The organism is Pseudoalteromonas sp. SG41-2, assembly GCF_014164535.1.
GTDB lineage: Bacteria > Pseudomonadota > Gammaproteobacteria > Enterobacterales > Alteromonadaceae > Pseudoalteromonas > Pseudoalteromonas rhizosphaerae.
The window spans coordinates 317,810-331,620 of sequence record NZ_JACJFK010000001.1; the positions used below are offsets into that span (position 1 = coordinate 317,810).

The following is a 13,811-nucleotide window of genomic DNA, read 5'->3' on the forward strand; positions in this document are numbered from 1 at the left end:
GGCTGTTGTTATGTGTCCTCAGCTGTTGTATTTAAATCAGGCATAAGGTTAAGTCTGTTATGGATCGCGTGATGAACGAACGAAAGCTTAGTGCGTACCGCCTGCGTTAAAACAAATGGATAAGCATCAGCTAAGCCCATGCTGCGATTTAACGAATTTAAAATAATCGAAAATTCCATCCAGCTATCCAACATTACTGAGATTGATGTTTGGCTATTAAAGTAATACGAGTTTTGCGGTAGCCTTAACTCATCAGTGTCCTCAACTTCAAATTCATTACCGAGTGTAGAACCGGTAATAGAGAAATTTTTTGCTGTCTCTAAAGTATCAATAATATGCATGTAGTGCGCCCAAGTTTCTGCCCAGTCTTCAAAAGGGTGCATGGTGGCGTATTCACTAATATAGTTTTCATGCCAATTAGCAGGAGCGCCATTTTTATAATGGGCATCAATCGCTTGTTGGTAATCTAAAGAATCATCGCCAAAATATTGTTTACATAGAGCATGTTTATGCGGTGAATTTGCAATTAACTGGTCAAAATAATAATGTCCTAACTCATGACGAAAATGACCAAGCAAAGTGCGATAGCGCTCACCCATAGCATGCTTTGTTTGTGAGCGAGCGACATCATCAGCTTCAGCCAAATTGATAGTAATATGGCCGCAGTTATGGCCAGTAAAAACATTTTCTTGACCTGCTAATTTAGTCACAAAATGGTCATTAACACTGCGGTCGGTTATAAAATCAAAACTAAGGCCACCTTCGGCATCTTGGCTGAGGTTGTTTAATGGTAAAGAAAGCGCTTTAAGCGTATACAATGCTCGGCGTTTTGCTGTTTCCATTTTGGTCCAAAGTGGAATGTGTTGATTAATACTTAGATCTGGGATTGTTTCATTAAACCGACATGCGAAACACAGCACTTCTTCTGTGTCTGGGGCTGGTACAAAACTGTTGATATCAACCATGCCATTGCATGCCTTATAGTGTGCATTGTTATCACATTTCTGATAAGGCACGTCAGGGGCTGACGTTTTGTAATATAAGCCCGTTGTGTCATTAAATTCGTAGGGTTCTACAAGGTTAAAATTATCATCAATACCAACAGTTTTGCCACAGGCAAGGCAGTGACTACTTTCAAAAAACAATATTTGATTATCTTTGCAGTTACATTTAAACGTTTTCATATTTTCTTACCGTATCCGTTGATAAATACAATGACAAATTATTCAGTGAACAGACTTACATTAGCTATATTGCTAACAAATTATATAGTTAGCAAATTATAAAATTAATAAGCCTGAGATTACTTGCCGTTAAATTCGTTGCAATAAATCTGATTTTTTTTCATTAAACTCAGCATCAGTGAGTGCGCCTAAATCACGTAATTGTGCTAATTTTTCAATAATGTCGAGGGTTTCATTCACTGAGTATTGCGAAGCATTAATAGCTGTCGACTCGCTACTCATCATTTTATCATTTAAGCCTGTCTCAGGGGGAGATTGCTGTTGTTTTGCAAAGTCTGTTGATTGGGCAAAGTTGGTATTGTGACTTGAATGTGTCTGAGTGAAGCTATCATCAGCAATCACTGGCAAACTATTTACGCTAATGTTTCCCCACTGGCTACTAAAGGTAAGCGATATATCGTTGCCTTGTTGCTGGCTTACCCCCCCGATCTGGTGATCGAGTGTATCATAGACTGTGACCTGACCATTTTTTTCAATGGCTAAGCGATTAGGGAAGACAGCATATCGGGTGTTGTTTTGTGAACCGGTACTCGATGGATTACCTAAATTAACTGGCCACCACTGGTTGCTTCCTAAAGTACCTGCAGGAATGACGGGGAAAACTTGGTTGTTTGCTAAAATAGTGGCAAGTTCGTTACATAAGTTATCAACGGTGTTTTTCAAGCCATTATTGAACATGTCTCCTACCATTGTCATTCCACCGCGCATCCATTGACCTGAGCCGCCAAGTTCTGGGCAATTAAACTGCGCCATTGAACCGCCGCCATTATTTACTGCAACTAACATATGTACTACTGCCCCATAACTTAAACCATAGCGGGCAGATATCCCTTTAACCAAGTTGTCACCAATGTTTGTTAATGTTTGCATAAATAGCGTCCTTAATATGGAGATAGGCGGGATGTGTATTACGTCATGATCTAACTGTGAACAATCTACCTTAAGCATTGATGCTAATCATAAATTAGCAAAATAAAATGCCAACATTGCTTGTTTAAAGACACTAAGCTTGCTAGTTTGGCTTTCAGGGCGATTAAAAATCAAACTACTATAACACTGTTAAGAAGCTTAATCGTGGTTTTATTGTGAACTATTTTTTAAGTTCGTTTTAGCGAAGCATTTAACTGGTGTTGTGATTAATTGGGACTTTTTTCTATTTAATCGCTAGAAAAAACAGGCATGCTTTATTGGTGAATTACATAAAATAATAAGCGCTGTGTGATTTTTAATACCTAGCTTTGTGCTAATTTGGTGCGGATGTCGCACCAAATAATTCTTCACAGCGCTCGCTCTTTGATTCTAAACAGTCAATAGTGACCAATATATAGGCTAACAGCCTAATTTTATTATGTAATCTATATGGAATGTATATTGCTTAAATAGCAGGCAGGTAGTAGTAAGTTATACTTAAATGGCTATACAAAAAATTAAAGAGGGATTAATCGATGACAATTACTGTTGGTATAGCGCACCATACTCAATACAAGTACGACCGCCCAGTAAATATGGGGCCGCATATTTTCCGCTTACGTCCAGCACCGCATAGCCGAACTAAAATTAAAAGCTATTCATTAAAAATAGTGCCGGAAGATCATTACATCAATTGGCAGCAAGACCCTTTTGGTAATTATCAGGCAAGAGTGGTATTTAATAGCCCCACAACTGAGTTTAGTTTTACTGTTGATTTAGTGGCTGAAATGACGGTAATTAATCCGTTTGATTTCTTTTTAGAAGAATATGCTGAAGAGTTTCCATTTGAATACGATAAAGTCGCAAAGGCTGAGCTTAATCCCTATTTAAAAAAACGTAAGGCGAGTCCTAAGTTTTTAGAATTGATTGATTCGTTACGTCCGGAAAAACCAATCAGAAGTGTTGATTTTTTAGTTGCGGTCAATCAGTCAATTTATAATCTTGTTGGCTACGGCATTCGTTTAGAGCCTGGAGTTCAAACGGCGAACGAAACCATCACAAAAAAAACCGGTTCATGTCGAGATTCTGCGTGGTTGTTAGTACAACTGTTTCGTCATTTAGGTTTGGCTGCTCGTTTTGTATCTGGTTATTTAATCCAACTTACATCAGATCAAAAATCACTTGATGGCCCAAGTGGTCCTGATGAAGATTTTACTGATTTACACGCATGGACGGAAGTATATATTCCAGGCGCAGGTTGGATCGGGCTTGATCCTACCTCCGGCTTATTTGCTGGCGAAGGCCATATTCCGCTTGCGTGCACTCCTGAACCTAGCTCAGCAGCACCTGTCTCTGGTGGCATAGATAAGTGCGAATCAGAATTTAGTTTTTATAACAAAGTAACGCGCGTACATGAAGACCCTCGCGTTACAAAGCCGTATTCAGAAACACAATGGGCTGCAATAAACCGCTTGGGTCAGCAAGTTGATGATGTATATGTTAAGGAAGGTGTTCATTTAACAATGGGCGGTGAGCCGACGTTTATTTCTATTGATGATATGGAACATCCCCAATGGAACACAGAAGCCGACGGTAAAGAAAAACGAGTGCTAGCACAAAGCTTATTTATTGCGATGAACAAAGCATATACCAAAGGTGGCTTTACACATTATGGGCAAGGTAAATGGTATCCGGGAGAGTCACTGCCTCGCTGGCAATATGCATGTTATTGGCGAAAAGACGGTGAAGCTTTGTGGCAAGATGCCAGTTTATTAGCTGATCCGAATAAAGATTATAAATTAGACCACACAGATACCAAGCGTTTTACAGAACAGCTATGTGCAGAAATAGGCCTTGAAACCAAGGCTATCACTACAGCCTATGAAGATATTTTATATCATTTATGGCAAGAGGCATCGTTACCCAAAGAGGTGGGGCCTAAACAGCCTGAACTTCTTAGTGCAATGAGCCGTAAAGGCTTTTTAGCTAAAATGGAACAAGGTATTGAAAAGCCTGTTGGTTATGCATTGCCGCTGCAGTTTAATCAAGCGAAACATTGCTGGCAGTCATGCAAATGGGAATTTAAACGCGAATACTGTTTTTTATTACCAGGTGAATCACCCCTTGGTTATAGATTACCGCTTGATAGCCTTGAGTGGACAAGCAACATTATTGAGCGAGATCCGTTTGATATTCCAGATAACTTTACAAAAGCTAAAAAACTGCAAAAAGGCTTTATTGGTCAACAGATGATCAAAACCGCAATGGCATTGGAAGTAAGAGAAGGGCGGTTGTATATCTTTATGCCCCCAACGAGCCATTTTGAACATTATATGTCGCTGTTAAATGCGATTGAAAGCACCGCAAAAGCCCTGCAAATCCCGGTAGTTATTGAAGGCTATAGCCCGCCTAAAGATAGTCGTGTAGAAAAATACGCCGTGACACCTGATCCAGGTGTCATTGAAGTGAACATCCACCCATCTTCGTCATGGCAGCAATTAGTTGATAGAACAACGACACTTTACGATCTAGCCAAACAAGCACGCTTAGGAACAGATAAGTTTATGGCGGACGGTCGTCATACCGGCACCGGGGGTGGTAATCATGTCACTTTAGGTGGTGAAACACCGCAGCAAAGCCCGTTCTTACGACGCCCAGATATTTTAAGAAGTTTTATTACTTATTGGCAGCACCATCCTGGATTATCTTATTTATTTTCAGGTTTATTTATTGGCCCTACAAGCCAAGCACCTCGTGTGGATGAAGCACGTGATGAGTTGCTCTATGAGCTTGAAATCGCATTTTCACATATGCCTGAAGGGGAAGTACCTGAGCCATGGCTCGTTGATCGTTTGTTACGCAACTTACTTGTTGATTTAACAGGTAATACACACAGGGCGGAGTTTTGTATTGATAAGCTATATTCACCCGATTCAGCAACAGGACGACTAGGTATTGTCGAGTTTAGGGGGTTTGAAATGCCACCTCACTCACAAATGAGCTTAGTGCAAATGTTGTTATTACGGACTTTATTAGCTTGGTTTTGGAAAAAGCCTTATCACAAACCGTTGATCCGTTGGGGCACCGAATTACATGATAAATTTTTATTACCTCAGTATGTTGAAAATGATTTAGCTGAGGTTGTTAGAGATCTGCAGCAAGCTGGTTTTGCATTCCAAGTAAGTTGGCTAAACCCATTTTTTGAGTTTAGGTTCCCTGTTTGCGGCACCCGAGAACTCGATGATGTGACGTTAGAGCTTAGAACCGCGATTGAACCGTGGCATGTACTGGGTGAAGAAGCCAGTGCATCTGGTACTGCTCGGTATGTTGATTCGTCATTAGAACGCGTGCAAATCAAAGTAATTGGCACAATGAGTGACCGCTATATCGTTACATGTAATGGCCGACGCGTGCCGCTTAAAATTGTTAAAGGCAAAGCGAAAGATGAAATGGTTGCCGGGATCCGTTACCGTGCATGGCAGCCACCAACAGCGCTGCATCCTACAATTGGTGTACATGCACCGTTAGTATTTGATCTGATCGATACCTGGGAAGGCCGCTCAATGGGTGGTTTTGTCTACCATGTTAGTCATGCTGGTGGGCGAAATCCAGAAACATTACCCGTTAATGCATTTGAAGCTGAAGGGCGAAGGGTTGCACGATTTTGGGAGCATGGTCACACACCATCATTATTAGCATCTGATCAGCCTAGTTGGAGCCCATCGGCTGCGACACGAAGCTTTGAATCAGCACAATCGGTGAGTGAATTTGTTGTTCCCGATGAAGAAAATACTAATTCAGATTACCCTAATACGCTCGATTTAAGGAGACAACCTAAGTTCAAATAAATCATCTTTTTGGGTTGTTCATTGTATGACTCCACTTTGACATTACGCAAAGTAGAGTCATTATTTAACAGACGCTTTTGTTAATACAATTACCAACAAATTGAACTAGAATGATAGTTTACTTTCTATAGCGGAGCGCTTTTAGCTTGTACATTAATAATAATACGATGCCAGAGCTGCCTAATTGGTTGTCTTTATACCTTGATAAACGCCACGGTCATGATGAATTGGCGGATCACAGTGGCTTAAACCCTGAGCATTGGGATACTTTATTTAATCGTTTAGCAAGTTTAACCGCTGAAGATGTAAGTAGTCGTGCCATTGAAATTACGCAACTTTTGCAAAATGGCAATATTAAAAGTGAGAGTAATCAACAGTGGCACTTCGATCCACTGCCTTTTATGTTTTCTCGAGCAGATTGGAATACGTTAGAGCAAGGCATAAAACAGCGAACTTTATTACTTAATAAGATCCAACAAGATGTTTATTCTGAGCAAAAGCTACTTTTGAGTGGGCAAATATCACCGCAGCAGCTGTACCAAGATAGTCATTACTTACGTGAAGGATTTAGCTTACCAAGTGATGAGCTAAAACTTTTTTTTACAGCGGTTGATGTGTATCGCGCACCATCGGGTGAATTTAAAGTCTTAGCTGATCATTGCCAATGTCCGTTAGGTCTAGGGCTATTGCTTAAAAACCGCATTATAGCTAGGCGCGTTATGGCTGAAGAGTTTGCTGAATGCAACGTGCAACAAATTAAAGAGTTTTTAAATTTGTTTCAAGAAGGCATTAACGAGTTTATTCATTATATGGATGATCCTCGTATTGTTATTTTAACTCAAGGGATCGATGATCCAAATTATAACGAGCATGCGTTTCTATCTACTTACTTTGGCTATACTTTAGTGCAAAGCGCTGATTTAACAGTGCGTAATGGCGAAGTGTGTTTAAAGTCATTACAAGGGTTGGGGAAAATCAATGTGATTTTACGTTGGATCCCAGATCAAAGTATCGATTCACTTGAACAAACACAATACTCGTTACATGGTATTCCAGGCTTATTACAAGCTGTACGTGAGGGCTCAGTAAAAGTATTAAATCCTTTTGGAAGCGGGGTACTCTCATCACCGGCAATACAATGTAATTTAGCCCAGCTATCAGAGCAACTTTTACAACAACCATTATTACTAGATTGCCCTAAGTACCACAGCATTGAAGATGTTAAATCATCGGATTGGTCACAGTTAGTGTTTGGTAGTTATAAAGATCCTAAACTAACACTTGATGGCCATTTAGACGCGGATAAAATTAAACAACTTATAACTAAGCAACCTAGCGATTATTATTTTCAAGATAAACCCGCATTTAGTAGCGCACCATTTTGGGATGACGGTAAGTTAATTGCAAAACCTGTGGTATTTAGGTGTTATGTATTAACCACAGAAAATGGCATCGAAGTACTGCCATCGGCACTGTGTTTCTCTTATCAAAATAGTGCTAACGCTAAGGGCGCTGGTTGGCTCAAAGATACTTGGATAAATACCAGTAAAGATATTGATTTAACTGAGCAAAGTGTACCAACACCAATTAAAAAAAGAATGGATGTAAGCTTACTTGAAGGGGTTATATCAAGTCGTACTGCAGAACATTTATTTTGGCTCGGTCGTTATTTAGAGCGCTGTGAAAATACCATAAGAATATTACGTATCTTTATTGATCGTTACACTGAGTTGGCTATTTATCCAGATTTAATACGCCGCAGTACTGTTGCTCGTTTGTTGGCTGCTATCAGCGCTCAGCATATTGTCTACCCTTATGTAGAGCAAGCTATCAAGCTTGAAGAATTTGATAGCGCAGTGTCTAAGCAAACAGCGTTTGCTTTACTCGCTGATGAGCTACGCGCGGGTAGTATAATAAATACGTTACATTATTTAGCGAATGCATCAGTACAGATCCAAGAATTATTGTCCCATGATAGTCGTCGTATTATTGATGAAATCAATGAACAAGTTAAAGTGCTAAAGCATATCAATATCAATATTTCATCACGTGCGATGCAAAGTATTTTAGATAAAGTGATTGGTTTGATCATGGCCTTTAATGGCTCGTTAGTGGATTGTATGCCAAACAGCAATGGCTGGTTTTTACTTGAGATGGGTCGCAGGATTGAGCGCAGCTTACAAATCACCTCATTAACAGGGGCTTTATTAACGCAAGAACTCGAGCAAGCTGAAGAGCTTGGTTTACTCGAAGCGGTTTTGAGTAGTCAAGTTAGCTTAGTGACCCATAAACGTCGCTATAGAATGTATCAAAGTATAGGTACTGGGCTTGAGCTATTATTACTTGATGCAGAATACCCTCGCTCATTACTTTTTCAGTTAGAGCAAATAAACCAGTTATGCAAGCATTTACCGACTAAACGCAGACAGGGAGTGATAGCAGCACATGAAAAAGCAATTTTACTTTCTAAAACGAGTTGCTATGTCACAGAAAAAGACTACTTGCAAAGGACGGACGCTGGAGTTCGTAAACAGTTAATCGAGTTTAACCATAATATTCGCCTGAACTTAAATACCTTTTGTGATGTATTATTATTGCAGTATTTTTCTCATACACAAACGGCGAATAAATTGAATTGGACTAATATTGAGCAAGCTCAATCGTGAAATATAAAATAAAGCATTCCACAACTTACAGTTATGCCGATTTTGTTAGCTTGTGTCAAAACCAAGCACGGTTAACACCAAAAACAAATCGTGCCCAGATATGCCACAGTAGTCGCATAGATATTGAGCCGCCGGCAAATTATCTACAAGAATTTACGGATTATTTTGATAATAAAGTGACCGCGTTTGAAATAGCCACTCAGCATAAAAAACTGAAAGTGACTATGACCAGTGAAGTGGAACTTTTATTAAGTGCAAATATTAACCTCGTCGACACTGATATGCCTTGGCAAGAGGCTCGCGATATCGTCGCAAAGCCAAATACATATCAGCTGTTAAAAACATCGGAGTTTATTTTGCCATCTCAATATACTCCTTTTGTACAGGGTATAAAGGAATACGCTTTAACGTCGTTTTTAGCTGATATTAGCTTGATTTGCGGCTGTAAAGATCTCATGGCACGGATTTTTCATGAGTTTCAGTATGATCCCGGTTTTACTACGATTAGTACGCCTTTGAGTGTTGTTTTTGCACAAAAAAGGGGCGTTTGCCAAGATTTTGCACATTTTGCGATAGCGTGCTTACGCAGTATTGGTTTAGCAGCACGTTATGTTAGCGGGTATATAGAAACAATGCCTCCCGAGGGGGAAGAAAAGTTAGCTGGTGCAGATGCGACCCATGCATGGTTTTCTGTGTTTGTGCCAAGGTTTGGTTGGGTAGACTTTGATCCAACAAACAATGTTATGCCTAATGAGCAGCATATAACACTTGCTGTTGGCCGTGATTTTTCTGATGTCACTCCTTTGAAAGGCGTGGTTTTTGGTGGCGGTACACAATTGCTTGATGTAGCGGTTGATATGATTCGATTGGAGTGATTAAAACAACTCAATATTAATAATGGATAAGGCGGAAGGATGTATGAAAATTGACTGGAAAGCATATCAAACAAATGGCTTTTTTGATGAATTAATAGACGCACAAGGAAATATTCGAACGCATGGTAAACAGTTAGCACAGTTTTTTTCTAGCTTATCAAAAGAAGAATTAGTTAAAGCCAGAGCTGTTGCCGATCTAGCCATAAAAGAAATGGGCATTACTTTTACAGTTTATAATGAAGGCAATATGATCGATAGAGCGTGGCCGTTTGACATTATTCCGCGCACTATTGGTAAAAAAGAATGGCAAACTGTTGAGGTAGGTTTAAAACAGCGTGTTGAAGCGTTGAATCTGTTTATAAATGATTTATACCATGATCAAAAAATAATAAAAGACGGTATTTTTCCAAAAGGCTTACTCGAAAAATCAGTTAACTTTCGCTCTCAATGTGTTGGAATTACTCCGCCAAATAATATATGGGCGCATATCTGCGGCTCCGATTTAGTGCGCGATGGAAATGGCACTATGTTTGTACTCGAAGATAACTTACGGGTGCCGTCTGGGGTGTCTTATATGCTTGAGAACCGCTCAGTGATGAAACGTGTTTTCCCTGAGTTATTCGAACAAGTGTCGATTTTACCAGTTGATGATTATCCTTCACAACTGTTTGATATGTTGGCAGCAATGTCACCTCGTCCAGACGATAAGCCTGAAGTAGTGGTATTAACACCCGGTGTATTTAACTCCGCCTATTTTGAACATTGTTACCTTGCTCAAGAGATGGGCTGTGAATTAGTAGAGGGGCGTGATTTAGTAGTCGAAAAAGACGACTGTGTCTATATGCGCACAATTACAGGCTTGCAACGCGTTGATGTAATTTATCGACGCATCGACGATTTATTCTTAGATCCCGACGCTTTTTTACCTGAATCACAATTAGGTGTACCCGGTTTAATGCGAGCATGGTCGAAAGGTAATGTGGCGTTAGTCAATGCACCCGGTGCAGGGGTTGCGGATGATAAGGTGGTTTATGCCTATGTACCTGACATCATAAAATATTACTTGGATGAAGAACCCAAGATCGAAAATGTGCCAACCTATAAGTGTTTAGATCCTAAAGAATGTGATTATGTTATTAAAAATATCGATAAACTAGTTGTCAAACCTGCAAACGAGTCGGGTGGCTATGGTTTATTGATTGGTCCTAAATCGACTAAAAAAGAGCAACAAGCAACCATTGCACAAATAAAAGCCGATCCACGGAATTGGGTAGCGCAACCAACTCTTGATTTGTCTACGGTTCCCACCCTTGACGGGACAGAGCCTGATGGACGTCACGTTGACTTGAGACCGTTTATATTATCGTCAGGTAAAGACACACAGATCACTACTGGTGGCCTTACTCGTGTTGCGATGGTGAAAGGTTCATTAGTGGTAAATTCATCTCAAGGCGGTGGTAGTAAAGATACCTGGATTGTTGACGAAGAGGCTAAATAATATGTTATCAAGAGTAGGTGAAACTTTATATTGGGTAGCTCGTTACGTTGAACGTGCAGAAAATGTTGCACGGTTAATTAATGTCAACAACATGCTGATGTTGGATTTACCTAAAGGCGTATGTACAGGCTGGGAGCCATTAATAGATATTATTGGCGCACGTCAGGCGTATGAAGATAAACACGCTGATTACACAGAGCAAAAAGCGCTGCGTTATTTACTTGTAGGTAGTGATAATGGCTCGTCTATTTTAAATTCTATTATCTATGCTAGAGAGAGCGCTCGGACGATCCGAGACGTAATGCCTCGCGATGTATGGGAAGAAATTAACTCCCTTTATTACTATGTAAAAGATAATCAAAAAGAAGGGCTTGCTAAGCGTGGCCGATTTGCTTATCTAAAGAAAATCATCGAATCAGCCCATCAAATATTTGGTGCTTTAGATGCGACTATTAACCATGATCATGGTTTTACGTTTATCCGCTTTGGGTCGTTAATAGAACGTGCTGATATGACGTCACGGATATTAGACATTCGTTCAGAGACGTTGATCACCAGCGATGAAGCAAAACCTTATGAAAATATTCAGTGGATCAGCTTATTGCGCTCGCTTAGTGCTTATCAAATGTATCGACAAGAGATGAGCGTACGGGTGCAACGTGCTGATGTATTAGAATTCGTGATGCACAGTGAAGTATTTCCACGGTCAATTTTGTTTTGCTTAATAGAGCTGAAAACGCTGATTTCACCTTTGCCAAACTCTACAGAGATTATAAATTTAATAGATGCAGTGGTAAAACAATTGAAAGCTGAAGATGTAAGAGCGCTTAAAAATGGCCACTTACACAATTATATGGATCAAATCCAAATTGAATTAGCGGGCATTCATAATGCATTAGCGCAAACGTATTTTTTAAAACCGCCAGAATAGGCCTGTTAAGCTATTAATCTTATAATACGCCCAAGGTTTTAAATTACATTGGGCGTTATTAACTAACGTGAGCTTTGGCTAATTATGAAAACGCGTTGTCTTTTAATTGTGCTTGCATTTGTTCGCGCATTTTAAACTTTTGTAGTTTTCCGGTAACCGTCATAGGGTAACTTTCAACAAATTGAATATGTTTTGGTATTTTAAAATAAGCTAATTTATCTTTTAAGAAGCTGCGAATTTCTTGCTCTGTTAACACGGCATCATCTTTAGGCTGCACCCAAGCACATACTTCTTCGCCGTACTTGTCGTCACTGATGCCAAAAATAGCAGCATCTTGCACGCCAGGGTAAGTGTAAAGTACTTCTTCAATTTCGCGCGGGTAGATATTTTCGCCACCACGAATGATCATATCTTTAATTCTGCCCACTATTGCAACAAAACCTTCCGCATCCATTACACCTAAATCACCGGAGTGTAGCCAACCTTCTTTATCGATAGTTGCGGCGGTTTTTTCTTCATCATTCCAATAGCAACGCATAATACCCGCACCACGGCTGCATACTTCGCCAGCAAGCCCTATTTTTTGTATATTACCCACTTCGTCAATAATTTTTACTTCTGTATGCGCCAGCGCGCGACCGACGGTAGTAACTTGTTTTTCAATGGATGAGTCAATCTCCGTGGCATTATTGATGGGACTACATTCCGTTTGACCGTAACCGATAACAACTTCATTCATATGCATCAGCGATTGTACTTTACGCATTACTTGCTCAGGACACGTCGAGCCTGCCATGATACCCGTACGTAAACTGGATAAGTCAAAACGAGCAAAATCTTTTAGTTCCAGTTCAGCAATAAACATAGTAGGTACGCCATGCAGTGCAGTACAGCGTTCTTTTTCAACCACCTCAAGCGTGATTGTTGGATCAAAAGAATCTCCCGGAAATACTGCCGTAGCTCCTTTACTTATACACACTAAATTACCTAATACCATTCCAAAACAGTGATATAACGGTACTGGAATACACAGCTTATCATCTGCAGTTAAGCGCATTGCATTAGCCATAAGAAAACCATTATTTAAAATGTTTTTATGGGAGAGCGTAGCGCCTTTGGGATTGCCTGTTGTGCCGGAGGTAAACTGAATGTTGATGTCTTGATCTGGTTGCAAAGTTGCACCAATGGCGTTGAGCTCAACGCGGTGGGCGGCCGTTGGCATTGTCATAACTTGACTAAAACTAAACATGCCTGCGGCAGGCTCATCACCAATACGAATAATATTTTTTAAATAGGGGAGGTTTTTTGCCTGCAGTTGCCCAGCTTTTGCAGCGGCAAGTTCGGGCAGTAATTCATTAAGCATGCCTAGGTAATTACTGGCTTTGAAACTTGAAGCGGTTATAAGAGTTGAACACTCGACTGAATTTAGTGCAAATTGTAGTTCGTTTGGACGATACGCTGGGTTAATACAGACCATGATCGCGCCAATTTTGGCGGTCGCAAATTGGGTTAAGCACCACTCAAGGTTGTTTGGTGACCAGATACCAACACGATCACCTGGTTTTACACCTAAAGCCAGTAACCCCATTGCCAGCTGGTTGATCTGCTGCTGATATTCTTTATAGCTTAAACGAATGTTTTGATGATGCAGCACTATTGCAGTGTGGTCTGGGTTATTGTCGACAATAGAGTCGAAATAATCACCTATGGTTTTATTGATCAATGCTGGGCTTTGTGCTCCTTTAAAGTAGCTATGCTCTAAGCCTGCTGCATCTTTGACTGTTTTATTCGCATCGGTTGCAGTTGTATTATTGTTACTTATTTGCATGTACGGTCTCCG

The 13,811-nt window shown here is 40.1% G+C and carries 8 protein-coding genes; 5 read left to right on the plus strand and 3 right to left on the minus strand.

Annotated elements, in window-relative coordinates:
• Positions 1 to 8 precede the first annotated feature (8 nt).
• Positions 9 to 1,184 (minus strand): putative zinc-binding metallopeptidase, encoded by a 1,176-nt coding sequence (locus H5186_RS01325; protein ID WP_182739607.1) that lies wholly within the window; start codon positions 1,182 to 1,184, stop codon positions 9 to 11.
• A 129-nt stretch (positions 1,185 to 1,313) separates the two neighbouring features.
• Positions 1,314 to 2,114 (minus strand): SHOCT domain-containing protein, encoded by an 801-nt coding sequence (locus tag H5186_RS01330; RefSeq protein ID WP_182717432.1) that lies wholly within the window; start codon positions 2,112 to 2,114, stop codon positions 1,314 to 1,316.
• Positions 2,115 to 2,689: 575 nt separating this feature from the next.
• On the opposite strand from H5186_RS01330, the gene H5186_RS01335 reads away from it, so the two are divergent.
• The 5 genes from H5186_RS01335 to H5186_RS01355 all read left to right on the plus strand — a co-directional run bounded on the left by H5186_RS01335 (position 2,690) and on the right by H5186_RS01355 (position 11,971).
• Complete coding sequence (locus H5186_RS01335; protein WP_145233164.1) at positions 2,690 to 6,001, plus strand: DUF2126 domain-containing protein; 3,312 nt, start codon at positions 2,690 to 2,692, stop codon at positions 5,999 to 6,001.
• A 146-nt stretch (positions 6,002 to 6,147) separates the two neighbouring features.
• The gene (locus tag H5186_RS01340) at positions 6,148 to 8,667 is read left to right on the plus strand and encodes a circularly permuted type 2 ATP-grasp protein (protein ID WP_182717434.1); all 2,520 of its coding nucleotides are present in this window, start codon (positions 6,148 to 6,150) and stop codon (positions 8,665 to 8,667) included.
• Complete coding sequence (locus H5186_RS01345; protein ID WP_145233166.1) at positions 8,664 to 9,542, plus strand: transglutaminase family protein; 879 nt, start codon at positions 8,664 to 8,666, stop codon at positions 9,540 to 9,542. The genes H5186_RS01340 and H5186_RS01345 overlap by 4 nt, the downstream gene beginning before the upstream one ends.
• 43 nt (positions 9,543 to 9,585) lie before the next feature.
• Complete coding sequence (locus H5186_RS01350; protein WP_182717435.1) at positions 9,586 to 11,040, plus strand: circularly permuted type 2 ATP-grasp protein; 1,455 nt, start codon at positions 9,586 to 9,588, stop codon at positions 11,038 to 11,040.
• 1 nt (position 11,041) lies between these two features.
• Complete coding sequence (locus H5186_RS01355; protein WP_145233168.1) at positions 11,042 to 11,971, plus strand: alpha-E domain-containing protein; 930 nt, start codon at positions 11,042 to 11,044, stop codon at positions 11,969 to 11,971.
• Positions 11,972 to 12,053: 82 nt separating this feature from the next.
• Here the strand turns inward: H5186_RS01355 and H5186_RS01360 are convergent, their stop codons facing one another.
• Positions 12,054 to 13,799, minus strand: a complete 1,746-nt coding sequence (locus tag H5186_RS01360; protein ID WP_182794029.1) for an AMP-binding protein — start codon at positions 13,797 to 13,799, stop codon at positions 12,054 to 12,056.
• Positions 13,800 to 13,811 lie beyond the last annotated feature (12 nt).